Consider the following 17,903-nt stretch of genomic DNA (forward strand, 5'->3'; position numbering starts at 1 on the left):
CTTCCGAGAACCCGATGTCCGAGCAATCGAATCCCCCCGCTGAAGGCGACGAACCGACGACGCTCCACAGTTATGACGGCATCCAGGAATACGACAACCCCACGCCGAGGTGGTGGGACCTGATCTTCGTCGCGACCATCGTCTTCGCGCCGGTTTACGTGATCTACTTTCACGCCCCGAATCAGGGCCGCACCCTCGCGGGGCAGTACGAGGCCGACCTCGCCGAAAACATGCGGTTGCAGTTCGGCGAGATCGGCGACCTGACGCCCGACGAGCCGACGATCCTCAAGTACATGGGTGAGGAGCAATGGCTGAAGGTTGGCGAGTCGACCTTCAAGGCGAACTGTGTCTCGTGCCACGGACGCGACGCCGAGGGGGTCAGCGGGCCGAACCTGACCGACGACTACTACATCAATGTTAAGCAGATCGCCGACATCGCCAAGGTCGTTAGCGGCGGCGCCAAGAACGGCGCGATGCCCGCGTGGGCGAACCGCTTGCACCCCAACGAGATCGTTCTGGTGTCGGCCTACGTGGCCTCACTCCGCGGGGAGAACCTGCCGAGCAAGTACGCCGGTGACAAGGGCAAGGAGATCGCTCCCTGGCCTTCAGTCCCGTCTCAGGGCGAGCAGACGGACGGCAGCCCCGCTGCTCAATAGGCGGCCTACGTCGCCTTACGGCGTCACCAAATAATGGACGATTCGAATCAACTCCCGGTGCTCCAAGCCGAAGGACGCGTGCTCTCGACCTTGGAGAGTGACGGTCGGCGGCGTTGGCTCTACCCCAAGCTTTCGACGGGGCGGTTCTGGTCCCGCCGCCGGGTGGTCGCCTACAGCTTGATCGCCGTCTACACGTTGCTGCCGTTCATCAAGATCGGCGGGCGTCCCGCGATCCAGCTCGACATTTGGAACGGCCGGTTCTCGCTGCTCGGCTTGCAATTCCGCCCGACCGATCTCGAGCTCCTCGCCGTCTTCGGGCTGATGGTGGGACTGACGATCTTCTTCTTGACCGCCATCTTGGGTCGCGTCTGGTGCGGTTGGGCGTGCCCGCAGACGGTCTATCTGGAGTTTGTTTTCCGCCCGATCGAGCGGCTCTTCATGGGGACCGCCGGCAAAGGGGGCAAGCCAAAGCAGCAGGTCGCCGGCTGGCGCACCGCCGCGATGTACTTGGCGTTCTTCCTGATCTGCCTGCACTTGGCGAACACGTTCTTGTCGTACTTCGTCGGCGTCGCGGCGATGAACGAGTGGATCTGGTCCCAACCCCCCTGGCGCCATCCCGGCGCGTTCTTGCTGGTGATGCTGGTGACGGGGTTGATGCTATTCGACTTCTGCTACTGGCGCGAGCAGCTCTGTATTATTGGGTGTCCGTACGGCCGTTTCCAATCGGTGTTGCTCGACCGGTCGAGCCTCGTTGTCGGCTACGACAAGAACCGAGGAGAGCCGCGCGGCCACGGCCGTGACCGCGCGGAGAAGGGCCTCGGCTCCTGCGTCGATTGCGGCATGTGCGTCGATGTCTGCCCGACCGGCATCGACATCCGCGACGGCCTGCAGCTGGAGTGCGTCAACTGCACTCAGTGTATCGACGCCTGTGACAGCGTCATGGACCGTATCAAACAGCCACGCGGACTGATCCGTTACAGCTCGCAGTTGGCGTTGGAGGGCAAGCCGACACGCATCGTCCGGCCGCGGGTGCTGATCTACTCGGGAGTTATCGTGCTGTTGGCCGGGGTCTTCGTCGCCTTGCTAGTGGGCCGGAAAGGATTCGACGTGACGCTGCTCCGCGGGATGGGCCGGCCGTTCGTCGTCACCGCGTCGGGCGACGTCGAGAATATTGTCCGCGTCAAGCTCGTCAACCGTGTCGACGAGGAGCGGACCTATCGGATCGAGGCGGTCGCTCCCGCATCGCTCCGTCTCGACGGTGGCGCTGAGCTTCGGATCGCGTCGGGTGAAACGGTCACCGAGCCGGTCCACCTCTTGGCGCCTCCCGAGGCCTTCGTCCATCGCGGCGGCACGTTCGAAGCGACGCTCCGCTTCACCGACAGCGGCGGAGAAACCATCGAACGCTCTTACAACCTGTTCGGCCCGGCGACGTCGGTGACGAAGCCCTTGGAGGCTGTCCAATGATCGATCCTTCGCAATCATCGGTTTCCAGCACAGGTACGGCGTGGTGGCGACGGTTGACGTGGCCAGCGGTTGTGGTCGTGCTCCTCAGCGGGCACGTCGTGATCATGATGGGAGCTTTGCTGCTCTCCTCAACGCGGCTCCCCGGTGGATCGACGGCGCCATCGGGTTACGCCGCGGCGCTCGCGTGGGACGATTTGCAGGCTCTGCGCCGTGCGAGTGATCGGCTTGGCTGGTCGCTTGAGCTGACGCCGACCGATCGAACCGAACTGAACGGCGATCGCCACGTCGAGTTCACGCTGCGAGACGCCGAGGGTAATCCCGTCGACGGCGCCGACCTCTCGGTCACGCTCTATCACCTCAGCCGGCCGAGCGAGCCGATCGAGGCCACGCTCGCGGCTTCGGCCGCGGAGCCGGGTCGCTACGAAGCCGTGATGCGGCTGCGTCGTGAGGGGGTGTGGCGCGTGCAGGCCGTTGCGACGCGCGGCGTCGAGCGCTTCCTCGTCGACGCCGACCTCTGGGTTCGCCCGTCGAAGGGGGGGTCGTCGTGACCGCGATTTTGGTAGCCGTCTTGTCGGCGAGCTTGCTCGGATCGTTGCACTGCGCCGGCATGTGCGGCCCGTTCTGCGGCGTCGCCGTCAGGGGAGGGCGTTCGCGCGGCGAGGCGATGGCATTGCACGCGGCTTACCACGGCGGTCGTCTGACGACCTATGTACTGGTGGGCGCCGCTGCCGGGGCGGCGGGGGCGATGCTCGACCTCGCTTCCCGGCTGGCCGGCCTTCAGCCGATCGCTCTGGCGTTGGCGGGAGGGGTCATGGTCCTCTTCGGCCTCTCCGAACTCGCCAGGCAGCGGCGCTGGACAGGACGTTTCGCCCGCTTCGGCCATTGGCGATTGCCAGCGGCTTGGACACGCCTTATGCAGCGAGGCCAGCGCTTCGCCGCCCGCCAGAGCGCGCTGCCCCGCGCGCTGACCATCGGGCTCCTTACCACCCTGCTGCCGTGCGGATGGCTCTACGCCTTCGTCGTCACCGCCGCCGGCTCGGGCAGCGCCGCAAGCGGCGCCGCGGTGATGGCCGCGTTCTGGGTCGGGACGTTGCCCGTGATGCTCTCGCTGGGCGTGGGGGTTCAGCGGCTGACGGGCGTGTTGGGCGACCGTTTGCCGATGGCGACAGCGGTCGCCCTGATCGGTGTCGGTCTCTTCACTCTCTCCGGTCGGTTGTCCCTGTCGGCCGAATCGCTGGCCCAGCAGGTCGTCTCTGAGGCCGACGCCCGCCCTGACGCGACGCCCGACCCGACCACGCTGCCACCCTGTTGCCGGCCGCCGGCGGGGGCGACGCCGTGATGTCCGCCGTCTCAACTCCGCTGAGAGTAGGCACTGTGGTCCGTTGCGATCACTGCGGTCTGCCCGTACCCGCCGCCCTGCAGAATCTAGCGGGGGCGCACCAATTCTGTTGCGGCGGGTGCGAGGTCGCTTTCGAAACGATCCGTGGGTGTGGTTTAGAAAACTACTACGCCGTCCGCGATCGCGTGGCGACCGAGCGACACTCCGCCAAGGGCGCCGGCAAGCCCTACGCCGCCTACGACACCGACGCCTTCCTTAGTCGTCACACGACCGTCACCGACGGCGGTTACCAAGCAATTAACTTCCGCTTAGAAGGGGTGCATTGCGCCGCGTGTGTCTGGCTGGTCGAACGCCTCCCCTCGATCACCGGCGGGGTTGTTGACGCTAGGCTGTCGCTCGGCAACTCACGGGCGCGGATCGTCTGGGACCCCGAACAGACAACCCTCTCGGCGATTGCGACAACGCTCGACCGGCTCGGCTACGCTCCTCACCCGGCCCGCGACGCGTCTGCCCACCAAGCCCGCAACCGCACCGAACGGAGCCGGCTTACCAACATGGCGATCGCCGGCGCCCTGGCCGGCAACAATATGTTGATCGCCGTCGCGTTGTACGCGGGCGCCTTTGAAGGGATCGAGCCGCAATTCGCCCAACTGTTCCGTTGGCTCAGCCTGCTCATCGGATGTTTGTCGCTCGCCTGGCCCGGCAGGACGTTCTTCCGCTCGGCGTGGACCGCCTGCCGGAGCGGCGCCGCGAGCCTCGACCAGCCGATCGCGCTTGCCCTCGGCATCGGCGCGCTCGCGGGCTCGGTCAACGTCGTTCTCAAGCGGGGCGAGATCTATTTCGACTCATTGAGCGTCCTCGTCTTCCTCCTGCTCGTCGGGCGCTTCCTGCAGTCGCGCCAACAGCGGTGGGCCGAGGAAGCTGTCGGGCTAACGCTGTCGATGACGCCCGACACCTGCCGGGTGCTGCGTGAAGGTTCGCTCTGCGAGGAGTCGACCGAGAGCCTCGTCGTCGGCGACGAAGTCGAAGTCCGTCCCGGCGAGCTCCTTCCCGCCGACGGGACCGTCACCGCGGGCCAATCGTCGGTCGATCAAGGATTGCTCACCGGCGAGTCACGCCCGCTGCGTATCGGCGAAGGCACGGCGGTCTTTGCGGGTTCGCAGAACTTGTCGGCGACGCTTCGCGTGACGGTCAACGCCGTCGGTGATGCGACCCGAGTCGGCAAGCTCATCCGCTTGGTGGAGGACGGGCTCGCCGACAAGCCGCCGATTGTGCGCTTCGCCGACCAGGTAGGCGGCGTTTTTGTTGTTGTCGTCGCTCTGCTAGCCGCGGCGAACTTGGCGTGGTGGTCGATCACCACCGACTTGGGAGGGGCGATCGAGTCGACCGTCGCCCTGCTGATTGTCGCCTGCCCGTGCGCGTTGGGACTGGCGACGCCGCTGACAATGGCCGTCGCGATCGGCCGGGGTTCGCGGCGTGGCATACTCATCAAGAGCGCTGCGGTTCTCGAGAAGCTCGCCTCGGTCGACACCTCGCGGCCCGGCACGGCGTTCCTCGATAAGACCGGCACGCTCACCAACGGCAGGCACCGTGTCGAGGCCTACTTCGGCAGGACGGACCTCAAGGCATGGATCGCCGTCGTAGAGAGCCAATCGATCCACCCGATCGGGAAGGCCTTGCTGAGTGCGTTCGGCCCGATCGAACCGACCGACGCCTTGCTCGTTCGCGAACGCGTCGAACAGCATGGGTATGGCGTGCTCGGTGTGACCCCCGACGGCGACTTGCTGGTTGGCTCGCCGCGGTTCGCCAACGAACGCGGGGCGTTTGTCGATCGAGAAATGTCAGACGCCATCCGACGTGGTGGTGAGCGGGGCCACACGGTGGTGGTCGCCGCTTTGAACCAACGCGTTGTCACCGTGATTTGGTTGAGCGACGAGCTCCAGCCAGACGCCAAGGCCCATCTCGACCGCCTCCGCCGCGACGGGTGGAACGCCGAGATCCTCTCGGGCGATAGTCGCGACGCGGTCCAGGCGGTCGCCGCACGCTTGGGCTTCGGGTCGGCCGCGATCGACTCGATGGCGCCCGAGCAAAAGCTCGCCAAGGTCCGTGCGGCTGTCGCCGCGGGCGGCGCGAGCGTCATGATGGTCGGCGATGGCATCAACGACGCCGCCGCTCTGGCGGCCGCCGACGTGGGCGTCGCGGTCCACGGCGGCGCCGAAGCCTCGCTCGCCGCTGCCGACGTCTACCTGACAGAGCCGGGCATCGGCAAGCTCGTCGACCTCGTCGAGTTGGCTCGCAGCACGATGCGGGTGACGCGTCGCAACCTAGTAATCTCGCTCGGCTACAACACCATCGCGGTTGTGTTAGCGGCCGCGGGTTGGATCACTCCCCTTGCCGCGGCGCTACTCATGCCGCTGAGCTCGCTCACGGTCTTAACGTCGGCGGTCGTGTTTGAGAGCGGCAACCGTGAGCCCCTCCAACCGCCACGGCGGGAGGCATAGATGTCCGTTGTCTTTGTCATGGCGCCGGTCGCACTGCTGCTCGCCGCCACCGCGGTCGCGGCGTTCATCTGGGCGACCCGCGACGGACAGTTCGACGACACCGAAACGCCGGCCCATCGGATGCTATTCGACGAAGTCGACAAGCAAGGGCAACCCCCAAAGCCTTAATTCAAAAGGCCGGCCAGCGCCCCCCGCAGGGGGCGCCGACTAGTCGACGTAAGTCTCGTCCCAGAATGGAGAAAGCCCTTCGACCCGGATCTCCTCGAAGAGAGAAAACGAGACGCCGAAGGGCTTTTTCCTGAGCCGATCGACTTTTTCCCCCCAGTCGGGTTTCTGAAGATAGTCGAAGCGACTGGACGCGAGTTGAACGGTTCTACTCCGCTATATGCCGCAACCTAAAGGGATTGCTGGCAGCGTGCCAGCAGGATGGAGCCTAGTTCGGCCCTCCATAGAAAGTTTGCGGGAGGACGTAGGAGAGAATGGCAAAGCAGGGCGGCATGTCACCCGGCGTTCAGCTGCGTAGATCGATGTGCCCTCCGCAGGTTTGGAGACACCGGGTCATTGGCCTCGTAGCGCGGGCGTCTGTCAACTGAATCCTTTCGGATGGGCTACAGCGACGCTAGCTGCGACGTAACTTCGCTGCGGCTGCCAACGCACCGACGGAGTTGGTGACATCGAACCGACCACGCAGACCTGCGTTGAGTCTTCGGCAGTCTAAACACGGGTTCTCGTAGGGACGGTGCCGGTTGGCTAACACAAGTGCAAGATCCGCATCGCGTTGCACTGCTTCTACGCGAGTCCTTTTTTCTCTCGCGGCGCTTGCTGCCCTAACTTAGTGGATAACGAAGCTAACTTCGGCTTTCTCCTAGTTGCCCTTGCCAAGACGCAGGCGGAATTGGGAGCGTTGGCCACGCAACGTCTCGAACTCCATTTTCTAGTGGTTCTGCCCCAAAATCGGCCCAGGACGCTGTCCAAACCGTGTCGGCCAAGAGGAGACGGCTCTCTCTCTTTCCATTATACTTAGCGTTCTCGCTGGATCGCCCTCTGCCGCCTCAAGGGGGACGGGAGGCAGCGTGGTTGACCAAGCCGTCTGTGGCCTCTGCTTCACTGAGCAACGTCGATGAAATCTTACGAAGCGCGTGAAAGCCAAAAGAGAGGATTGTTCCCGAAGAAGGGGAGTTCCCGACACCGGTCGATTGGGCGGGCAGGCCATCGTAGGAAACCTCTCTTCGAACTCTTGGAGGATCGACGACTGCTGGCCGCCGATTTTGGGGACGCCGGGTACTCCTACCCCACCGCCCTAGTTGACAACGGGGCCCGGCACACCGACCACGGCCCGGGATCATTGCGACTCGGCTTAGAAATCACTGCCGAGCCGAATGGGCAAGCCTCTTGGAACGCAGACACGGATGCGGGTGACGACGGCGTTGTCTTCGGCGAGCTCTACGTTGGCCAACTCGGCGCCGAAGTGTCCGTGACGGTGTCTAACGCCCCGGCCGGCGCGAAGCTCGACGCCTGGATCGACTTCAACAGCGACCGCTCTTGGAGCGACGACGAGCACGTGTTCGCAAGCGTCCCTGTGGTCGAAGGGCTCAACACGCTGACGCTCAACGTGCCGACTTGGGCGACGTGGGGCAAGACTTACTCTCGATTTCGGCTGAGCACGGCTGGCGATCTCGACGTGACCGGGCTCGCCGAAGATGGTGAGGTCGAGGACTACTACACGCTAATAACACTGCCCACGGACCGGACCGCCGCGTTTGCCGACAGCGAGATTGTTGCAACAACTTTGGGCCGCGTCGAAACCTTCGGTTCGGCGGACATCGATAGCGATGGCGACGTCGATCTGATTGTTAGTGAAAGCGTCTACAATGGGACCTATTTTGAGAACCGGCTGAACTGGTACTACGGAAATGGTCCCTCGTATGCTGTTCGGTTGATTGCCAGAACTTCAGACCAAGTCCGGATGATCGAGGTCGCCGATATTGACGCCGATGGCGATATGGATCTCCTCGTTGCATTCGATCGAGCGAACTCAACCGCCGGCGGTGTCTCTTGGTACGAAAACGATGGCAATCAGAACTTTTCAAGGCATACGATCCAGAGCGGACCGCGCGCCTACGACGCGTCGCTCGCTGATATCGATGGCGATGGCGATTTAGACGTTCTAACGTCGCTGATGACTTGGTACGAGCACGATGGCGAGGGGAATTTCACTTCAGCCGGATCGATTCCCAGCACTCTTGAGTACGCGCTCAGTGTGGACGCCTCGGACCTCGATCGTGACGGCGACCTCGACATCCTTGTCGCCACCTCGGATGGGCGTATCGCTTGGTTCGAATTCAATGGTGTCCACCTCTACACCCAGAAACAAGTCGCCTCTGGCTTGGGAACTTATGGACTTGAGGTCCGGCCTATCGACATGGACGGCGATGGCTATCTAGACATCTTTCCAGAGTACACTTCAAAGGGGGGCGTTGGATGGTATAGGAATGACGGCCTTGGCGGTTTCGATTGGATCTCGGTATCTGGTTCCTCCGACACCCTGAAGTCTCACCGAGCCGCCGATTTCGATGGGGATGGTGATATTGACATAGTTTCTTCGCATTCTGGCGGCGAGACGGTTTGGTACGAGCGAAACGACGCGCAAAGCTATACCGAGAGGTTGGCGGGAGAATTGACTTACGACATCCGTGTGTCCGACTTTGACACCGATGGCGACGTCGATATCATCGCGATCCGTCCATCTCGCAATGTTATCCGATATACCGATGATCTACTTTGGCTTGAAAACAAGCCGGCGGTGCATCTCAGCTTGCCCGTCAATCCCGCCTCGGAGGAGGTTGGCCCCTCGTTGGCGTTCGACTTCTTCATCGATGCGCCCCGGTTAACGCCCCTTGTGCTGTCGTTCAGCATCGAAGGGACTGCGAATGTGGGAAGAGACTTTACGCTTTCTGGCTACGACAGCTTCGATGGCATAGTGGGGTCGATCACCATCCCGGCGGGCGAGACGTCGGCGGTGATGGTAGCGACTCCAGTCGATGACGCATCGGCAGAGGTCGATGAATCGATTGTCGTGACGCTGCTACCAACTGCCGACTACCAACCGAGCGAGGCGGCCCCATCCATCGGCTGGCTCGTCGGAGAGGAGAGTGGGGAAGATTTTGGTGATGCACCCGCCCCCTACCCATCGCTGTCAACGGAGGACGGAGCCAGGCACAGCAACGTTGGTGTTGGAGAACTCCGCCTTGGTTCCGACGCCACCTATGAGGCCGAGGGGCAGCACACAGAGTCGGCTGACTCCGATCTCGGCGACGATGGCATTGCTTTTGGCCCTATCCATGTCGGACAAGGTGACGCCTCAATCGAGGTGACGGTGTCGAACGCTCTAGTCGGCGCGAAAATTGACGGGTGGATCGACTTCAACGGCGACGGTTCCTGGGGAGGCGCCAACGAAAGGATCTTCGCAAGCCGACCGGTCACCGACGGTGTCAACTATCTGACGTTTGAAGTGCCCGCCTGGGCAACGCCGGGCAGCACCTATGCAAGATTCCGTCTCAGCACTGCGGGGGGACTCGGCGTTACAGGTTTTGCAGAGGATGGCGAAGTGGAGGATTACATGGTTGTGATTGATCCCGCGTCCGCCCAGCCGATAGCGTTTGATCTGGGTGTAACGATCGACGGAGACACTTATAGCCTTGATAGCATTTTCACGATCGATGTGGACGGAGATGGAGACCTCGACATCCTCTCGGCAGCGTCGGGCTCCAACCGTGTTGCGTGGCACGAGAACGACGGCGCCGGGAACTTCGTACGACACACTCTTGACGGCGCCGCGAATGATGCGCATGCAATCATCGCAACCGATCTCGACAGCGACGGCGATATCGATGTCGTAGTAACGGAAGACGGGACTAGTGACGAGGTAAACTGGTACGAGAATATCGGAGGCCAGACGTTCACTCGAAGGTCAATCGCGACCGGACTCCAAGATGTCAGGGATGTGACGGCAGCCGATATCGATGGCGACGACGACATCGACCTTCTCGTAGCGTCGCCATCCCGCATTTGGTGGTTGGAAAACGATGGGGCGAATGATTTCACGCCCCGAGACATTGCCGACCCGGCTGACGGAGCTAGCAGCGTCCAAGCTGCTGATTTCGACCGGGATGGCGACATCGACGTCATTTCGACGTCACTTTTGGACGACAAGGTCGTTTGGTACGAGAACAAGGGGACGCTGAGTTTCACACGTCATACGATTTCCTCAGCGGCAGATTTTGCTTCGAAAGCCCTTACCGCCGATGTTGATCGCGACGGTGATTTGGATGTCATCACCGTTTCGTATAGCAACTCTTCCATCGCTTGGTATCAGAACGACGGTGAGCAGAACTTCACGAAGCGGATTGTCTCCGACACGATTAAGTACGTGTCGAGCCTGTTTATCGCCGATGTGACTGGCGACGGATGGGTCGATATCGTGACGGGCAATGTGCAATTTGAAGGAGTACCGAACGCCGTCGTCTTGTTCGTTAATCAGCAAGACGGAGAGTTTGTCGAGCAGATCGTTGCGGATAACCCGAGGTCGGTACGGGATGTTGTTGTCGCCGACATCAACGGAGACGGCGACCTCGACATCGTCGCGAGTCTTTACTTCAGGTCAGATCTCCCAGCACGGATTGAGTGGTACGAGAACATTTACAACGCCACCTTGACTTCGGGGGGTGATCCACTGGTCGAAGGAAGTGAGCCTTGGGCACTGGAGTTTCAGATACCCGAGGTGAGAGATCAACCAACCGAACTTGCGTTCTCAGTCTCGGGGGCTGCGACTTCTGGTGCGGACTACGAACTTACCGGCGCAGCGTCATTCGATGGAGTGCGCGGAACCGTCGTCATCCCTGCCGGCGCGTTAATGGCGGGCGTGAGTTTAACGCCACTTGATGACGGCCTCTTCGAGTTGAATGAAGTCGTCACCGTCTCGCTACTCAAGGGTCCCGGCGACAATGCAGGGTCACTTGTCACTCAAACGAATGTAATCTGTAGCACTGACGTAGGCGCAAGTTTTGGAGACGCGCCAGCGCCCTATCCGACACTCTTGGCCGACAACGGGGCGCGGCATGCTCACGTGGGAGACGAAACTCTGCGTTTGGGCGAATTAGAACTTGCATCCCCCGACGGAACCCCCTCGTCAGGGGCCGACCAAGACGCCGGCGACGACGGTGTTGTCTTTGGTGAGATACGCGTTGGACAACTCGACGCCCAGGTCACGGTGACGGTGTCCAACGCCCCGGCCGGTGCCCGCCTCGACGCCTGGATCGACTTCAATGGTGACGGCAACTGGTCCGGTGGGGACGAACGCGTCTTCACAAGCGTGCCGGTGGTCGAAGGCGTGAACCTGCTGACGTTTGATGTCCCGGTCGAGATCGCCTCGAGCGTCGCGACTTTCGCGAGGTTCCGGCTCAGTACCGCTGGAGACCTCGGTCCGACCGGGCTAGCTGATGATGGCGAGGTCGAGGACTACGCAGTCTCGATCCTCCCGCCTGCGCTGACCAATGGCGCCTTCGGTGAACCGGCGCAGCTACTACCACCGTCGCAATACTTGAACGGAGCAACATTACAACCGATTGATTTCGATGGTGACGGAGATCTCGACATCGTCGGATTGGCGAACTCCATTCGGACTCTCTTCTGGTACGAAAACGAAGCCGGTGTTTTCTCTGACGAGAAAATTATCAGTAGCTACACGACCCATTTCAGTGTTGTCGACTTCGACGGCGACGGCGATCTCGACATCGTCAAGTCTGACTACAACGGATTCGATAGCAACGTCAGTTGGCTTGAGAATGCGGGTGACCAGACTTTTGAGGAACACTTTCTCGCAAAGGGTTCTGTCTTCGCTGTAGCCGATGTAAACAAAGATGGGCGGCTTGATGTTGTTACGTACGCGATCGACAGCGTTCAGTATTTTCCTGACTTCGCCGTCCTAACGTGGTATATCAACGATGGCGCAGGGGGGTATGAGACTAGTGAGGTATTCCGCTCCTCTTCTTTCGTGTCAAGAATCGGGGCGAATGACCTGCAAACCGCTGATCTCAATGGCGATGGCTTACTCGATGTCGTCGTTGCAGGAAGTAATTCCCCGTTCGGAGAGCTCGTCGCATTTTTTGGTGTTAGCGATGGGCAATATAGCGTAACCACACTTGATGGTAGTCGGGCCTTTTCCGCCACTCCCATCGACATGGACCAGGACGGGGATATAGACCTGGTCGTCCAGTTTGAAAGAGGTGCGGGGTGGCTGGAGAATGACGGGGCGGGCGAGTTCACCTCTCGTAGTATCGGAGGGGGCCCGAATAACTCCAACGACATCGCCATCGCTGACTTTGATGGGGATGGCGATATTGATGTCGTTAATGCCAGCCATCGGGCGACATTTACTCCGAGTCGCTTTACACTCTTCGCGAACGATGGCTCGCAACGGTTCGTCGGCGCCACGATCGAGCCGGATGGAACCGAGCCCTACCATTCTCTTTTTGTCGCCGACATGGACGGCAACGGAACCCTCGATCTAGTGGCGGCCGGGCCGAACCAGGGGATGCGGCTCTACTCACAAACCTTGCGGCCGATCCTCACGTCCGAAGCTCCGACCGTGGTCCCGGAAAACGGCAACGACTTCGTCGTGGGTGTCGAGCTTCAGGCTGCCCCACCCGAGGCGATCTCCGTCCCCTTTACGGTTTCTGGCGACGCGGTCCTCGGCGTGGACTACCTCCTAACGGGGGCCGATTCGATGGAGGGTTCTTCGGGCGTGTTGACGATCCCTGCCGGCGTGCGGCGGGTCGATCTCACCGTTGTGGTGCTCACGGACGCCGAGCCCGAGTTGTTTGAATCGATCATCATCTCCATCGGTGACGAGCCGCGAGATCGACTGATCCGCTGGATTGCCGCGGACGGTGACGCCGGCGATTTCGGCGACGCGCCAGAACCTTTCCCGATTGAAGTCGAGCAATTGGGCGCCGCTCACGTCGCCGTCGGACCCCGACTCGGCGATACCCGCACGACCGAGCCCCAAGGGGCGGCAACGGCCCACGCCGATGGCGATTCAGGGGATGACGGCGTTACCTTTGGTCCAGTTGTCGTCGGCTCGTCCTTGTCATCGATGACGGTCGATGTGCAGAACGCTCCCACAGGCGCCTTCGTCGATGTTTGGATCGACTTCAATGGCGACGGCGTCTGGTCGGGAGAGCTTGAGCAGGTCTTTGCGAGTCGCCCGGTCGTCGAAGGCGCGAATACTCTCCAGTTCGAGGTCCCAAGTTGGGCGACGAATGGAACGACCTACGCTCGGGTCAGGTTGAGTTCAACGGGCGGCCTTGGCGTCAGGGGCAACGCCCTCGACGGTGAGGTCGAGGATTATCAGCTGACCATTGCGTCGCCGCTTGGCGGCTTGGTCGATTATGAGATAGCAGGTGTAGGCGTCGCCGACACTCCCTACGCCGCTGTCAAGACGATTGACTTCGACCGCGACGGCCGCACCGACCTGATTGCGGCGGGGAGCGGGAGCGACCCGAACGTCTACTGGCTGCGCAACGAGGGAGGCGGCGAGTTCTCCACCCACCTGCTGGCGGTTGTTGACTACGGGATGAGGGACCTCGCGATCGACGATGTCGACGGCGACGGGGATTGGGACGTCGTTGTCGCCTCTCAGCCTTCGACTATCGGGAGCCGGCTTGTGCTTCTGCAGAATGACGGCGCCAACAACTTCAATCTCAGCGTGATTGCTTCGAATGTTGAAGGTTCTAGGAGCGTGATGCTGGTCGATCTGGACGGCGACGGAACAAAGGACCTCGTCGCGGGTGGGTATCGTGGCAATCAGTTGTCGACATCGATCCAGGCCGGAGAGATTGCCTGGTACAAGAACGATGGCTCTGGAAACTTCAGCTCCTCGGTGATCGATCGGCAGCTGGGCCCCGTCGTCAACGTCGGCGTCGCCGACCTCGACGGCGACGGGGACCTCGATCTTTATACGTCTGCGATGAACGTCGGCACCCTGCTGATGTATCGAAACAACGGAGACTCTACCTTCACCAAAGAACTGATTGTAGAAACGCAGCAGTTCGGTTCGCAGCTTTACGTTGGCGGTCGGGTCCGAGCGGCCGATTTCGACGGTGATGGCGACCTCGATCTCGCCATGGCATCCTCGACGTTTCGCCCGCTGCGGGTGGTGTGGTACGAGAACGACGGCGCCGGCGCCTTCGTCGAACGCGTGGTCGACGCCGGCCAGCACTACTACAATGACATCCTGCCCGCCGACCTCGATGGCGACGGCGACCTCGACCTCGTGTTGGCGTTCGTGCCCGGCGCGCCGGGCGACAGGCCGACGTGGATCGAGGCCCGCATCGCCGGCGACGCCAATAACGACGGCGTTGTCGATTTAGACGATCAAGCGTTTTGGCGAGCAAGCTACGGCGCGACATCCGGCCCCGGCCTCGTCGCGGACTTAACCGGCGACGGCGCCGTCAACGCGGCGGACTATACCGTGTGGCGTGACGCGTATGAAAGTGGCGTCGCTTCGATCGTTTACCTGCCCCGATTTGCCTCGTGGACTTTCGACGCGACGTCTCTCGGCGCGGCTGATTTCGATGGCGACCGCGACCTCGATCTCATCGCCGTGACTTCGACGGGGATCGTCTTGGCGAGTAACTCGTCGTTTCAGCCCATTCCGCCAGCGATCTCCGAACCTCCTTCGGAATCAACCTCTGCCTTCAGCGCCGCAGCAATAAATTGGTCCGTAATTGCCAAGTCGCCGCCGTCCGACAGAGCGACGCCGCGCCGGCGATATACGGCGCCGCCGAGGCCGTCCGACTACGACCGTTCGATTGCGTTGCTTAGTGGACCTGCCCATCAGCAGAAAGACCCCATGGCCCTACAAGCTATCGACAAGGCGTTCGCCGACGCCACCGAGCCGGCAATGCATGACGGGCATTTCGGCCTCACCGTGTCGGAGGAGACGCCATTCGAAGGCGAGATGCGCCCTTGGGGATTAGGCCCGAGTCGATAGGTCGCAAAAGACGGTTGCATTCACTTCTCTGTTAGCCCGGAAATAGCGACGCTCACTTCTGTTAGTTGTTATGCGCTAACCTGCGTCGAACCGACGCGCCGACCGTTATTTCCGCCACGGCCAATGCAGCCAAGGCGTGAAGCCTCTCCGCAGCCCCACCCAGACGGCTTGCAATAAGTCCCGCGAGCCCTTCCGCCTTCGCCGTCGCATCCGCCCTGCGCCAACCGCTGAGGGCCGATGCGACGGCGATGGTGGGAGGGGCGGCCCCCCTTCTGTCGAGCCCGAGCGGAGGTTCTGGGGGCCTAGAGGTTTCGCACTAGTCGACGAACCCAGAGGAAGTTTTGCCGTAAGGGATGCAAGCGTCTCATCCCTTCCAAGGAATCCAGCATGCGTAAGGACACGCAACGACTAGCCGCCTGGGCTGACGGAAAGCCCCTCGGCGTCACCCTCCCGGCGATCCTCGCCGCTTCGTCGACCGAGGAAATCCGGCAGTTCCTCCACCAGCGCCGCACCCATTCGGGCATCTTTGCTAGCCGACCTGCTATCGACGAACCGTTGCGGCTGCGGTTCTACCGCTCCTCCAAGGCGTTGCAGCGCCGGTTGCTAATCGAGCTGGGCGTCCCCGAAGACGCGGCCCTCGGCGACATCTACGGCGCCCTCCAGAACCCCAACCGCGCCGAGCCGTGGGCGGTCAGTTGCGCCTTCGTGGCCATCGTCTCCGCCTTCTTCGAGCCCGATCCGGAACACCATGCTGAGCTGATCGAAGACTCGCTAGCGTACGCGGAGCAAGACGACGGCCCCCTCGATCTGGAGCAACCGGCGACGGCGTTCTACTTCTGGGTCTATCTGCCGTGCTGGCTCGTCTATGGCGTTACGCCGACGGAACTGCTGCGTCGAGTCAGTAAAGGGGGCAAGGCAGCGGAGCAGGCCGCACGACAACTGGTGCGTCTCGATCCCACCGCCATGCGAACTCCACAAGTCCAGCGGTGGGCTCACAGCGACGGCGCGCGAGGCGGGTATCGCTTCAAGAGGCTCCGCAAGTGGGCAGCTCAAGCGCCCTTCGACAAAGAGAAGGCGCCAAGCCAAGCCTTGAAAATTGTCGCCGCGCGTCTCTCATACCTCTCGGAGCTGCTCGACCAACGCCTAAAAATTCCCGACCTTCGCGCTCTCTTCGCGGGGTGCCAGCAACCGGCTGACTCGCAGGCGTATCTGACTAACTCCACCGACGACGATTTCGGCCGGGCCACCCGGCGAAGACGTCAGCAATTCGGCAAGCTGCCGAAACCGGACAGATCCGCGTACGCAACTGTCCGGGAGCTACTGGGATAGGGCTTCTAGGGTTGGGGCATGAACCTTGACCCCCCCAACAACGACCCGGCGCCCGCCGAGGAGCGCCGCCGACCACAAGGCGCCGCACCGCAGGCGGGCGACGGCGCAAGTGATCTCAGTAACACACCCCCCTCTATCCCCAAAATCCCGTCTTGCGATCTTCAGACGGGCGGTGAGGACTGGCTGGATTTCTCGCTGTACGTAAACCACTCCCGGTTCAAGCAGCTATCGGAGCGCTTCGACCAGGCCCAGCGGCTGGCAAAGCAGCATGTCGCGCTCGAGCCCATCGAGTTTGGCGGCCACGCCTGGACCCTTAGCGCCGGCGCCGCGTCTGCTGGGACAGGCAAGAAGCGGGTCTTCTACCGCTGGCGGCTTCAGTCGAACAACGGCCTCGTTCTGTTGTTGATGAATCGGGAGAAACGGCATCGGACGATGCCGAATGCTCTCGCATCAGCCCATTCAACTTTGCTGATGTCTGAAGGAGCCGGTTCAGTTTGGCGACAATTGCAAAGCGCCTTCCGAGACCTGGGCGCTAGGCTGGTCGAAAGCAAGCTCTCTCGGGTCGATCCCTGTATCGATTGTCCCTACGTGAAAGTCGACGCCTTCACGCAGCCGTATATGGACCAGCACTTCGTTACCCGTGCTCGAATCGATGCGGCGTACGATCACGAGGAGCAGTTCGTTGACCGGAGTGGCGGAACCTATCGGTTCGGGAGCCGGCTGACGGGTTATACGATGGGGTCCGGCGATGTGCGGCTGAGGGTCTACGACAAGGCCCACGAGGTACGGTTTAAGCCGGAGAAGCAAAGGCTGTTATACCAGAGGCGATGTGGAGATCTGTTTATCGACGCCACCCGGGTTGAGTTTCAGCTTCGTCGTGAGTGGCTGAAGAAGCAGGGCGTCCAAACCCTCGAAGATTGGTTCGCCAAACGCGGCGCAGTGCTGGAATACCTAACGCAAAAGTGGTTCCGGCTCACCGACGGCCCCTACGACCGCAAGCACCCCGATCGGACGCCCACGCTTCCCATCTGGCAGGTCGTGCAAGAGAAAGCACAGCAGTGGGCCGGGCAGAGCGCGGGAGAGGTCCTGGCTCCGATCGTCGGCGAACCACCGCGACTCGACCAGCTGGTGCTGCAAGCCGTCGGCGTCATGGTGACGGCGATGGCCCGAGAGAACATCAAGGTCAACAGCAACGCCTTCTTCCTGGATGAACTGATTGAACGGATCGACGAGGCTATCGAGACGCGAGATATGGCGGAGGAGGTCTACCGTCGCGCGATCGAGCTGGGGGTGTACAAGCCATGAACGGCCCACCCGGCACTTCAGTGGAGAAAACCCCTCCGTGGATTTCTCCGGAGCTGGTCCAGGAGACGCTCGATGTCTGGCGGCCGTATTACGGATTCTCTTTGACGGAGCGGGACGCCATCGAGATACTCCTAGCAGTCCGTTGATTTCTGTTGGCTGATCGTTCGGATGAGCCAGTCGAGGGCGGCGGTGAGTAGTTGGGCGAGTTGATCGAGGAGGCCCGCCAGGGCCTTGGGCTTGCCGGCCCCCAGGAGGCT

At 61.9% G+C, this 17,903-nt stretch carries 9 protein-coding genes; all 9 read left to right on the plus strand.

The window, feature by feature from the left end:
• Positions 1–14 precede the first annotated feature (14 nt).
• The 9 genes from Pla108_RS08355 (at position 15) to Pla108_RS08395 (ending at position 17,646) form a co-directional block, all read left to right on the plus strand.
• Positions 15–656: a cbb3-type cytochrome c oxidase N-terminal domain-containing protein gene (locus Pla108_RS08355; protein WP_146444490.1), complete on the plus strand. Its 642-nt coding sequence runs from the start codon at positions 15–17 to the stop codon at positions 654–656.
• 33 nt (positions 657–689) lie between these two features.
• Positions 690–2,120 carry a cytochrome c oxidase accessory protein CcoG gene (gene ccoG / locus Pla108_RS08360; RefSeq protein WP_146444491.1) on the plus strand — a complete coding sequence of 477 codons (1,431 nt, stop codon included), beginning with the start codon at positions 690–692 and terminating at the stop codon, positions 2,118–2,120.
• Positions 2,117–2,668 carry a FixH family protein gene (locus Pla108_RS08365; RefSeq protein WP_146444492.1) on the plus strand — a complete coding sequence of 184 codons (552 nt, stop codon included), beginning with the start codon at positions 2,117–2,119 and terminating at the stop codon, positions 2,666–2,668. Before ccoG ends, Pla108_RS08365 begins: the two co-directional genes overlap by 4 nt.
• A complete protein-coding gene (locus Pla108_RS08370) occupies positions 2,665–3,459 on the plus strand; it encodes a sulfite exporter TauE/SafE family protein (RefSeq protein WP_146444493.1) in 795 nt (264 codons plus the stop codon). Before Pla108_RS08365 ends, Pla108_RS08370 begins: the two co-directional genes overlap by 4 nt.
• Positions 3,459–5,960, plus strand: coding sequence for a heavy metal translocating P-type ATPase (locus Pla108_RS08375; protein WP_146444494.1), 2,502 nt, complete (start codon positions 3,459–3,461; stop codon positions 5,958–5,960). The genes Pla108_RS08370 and Pla108_RS08375 overlap by 1 nt, the downstream gene beginning before the upstream one ends.
• Complete coding sequence (gene ccoS / locus Pla108_RS08380) at positions 5,961–6,128, plus strand: cbb3-type cytochrome oxidase assembly protein CcoS (RefSeq protein WP_146444495.1); 168 nt, start codon at positions 5,961–5,963, stop codon at positions 6,126–6,128.
• 952 nt (positions 6,129–7,080) lie between these two features.
• On the plus strand, positions 7,081–15,012 hold the full coding sequence (locus Pla108_RS08385) for an FG-GAP-like repeat-containing protein (protein WP_146444496.1): 7,932 nt from the start codon (positions 7,081–7,083) through the stop codon (positions 15,010–15,012).
• A gap of 387 nt (positions 15,013–15,399) precedes the next feature.
• On the plus strand, positions 15,400–16,341 hold the full coding sequence (locus Pla108_RS08390; protein ID WP_146444497.1) for a hypothetical protein: 942 nt from the start codon (positions 15,400–15,402) through the stop codon (positions 16,339–16,341).
• Positions 16,342–16,359: 18 nt separating this feature from the next.
• Entirely contained in the window at positions 16,360–17,646 is a 1,287-nt protein-coding gene (locus Pla108_RS08395; RefSeq protein WP_146444498.1) for a hypothetical protein, read from the plus strand.
• Positions 17,647–17,903 lie beyond the last annotated feature (257 nt).

It is taken from the genome of Botrimarina colliarenosi (assembly GCF_007859955.1).
GTDB lineage: Bacteria > Planctomycetota > Planctomycetia > Pirellulales > Lacipirellulaceae > Botrimarina > Botrimarina colliarenosi.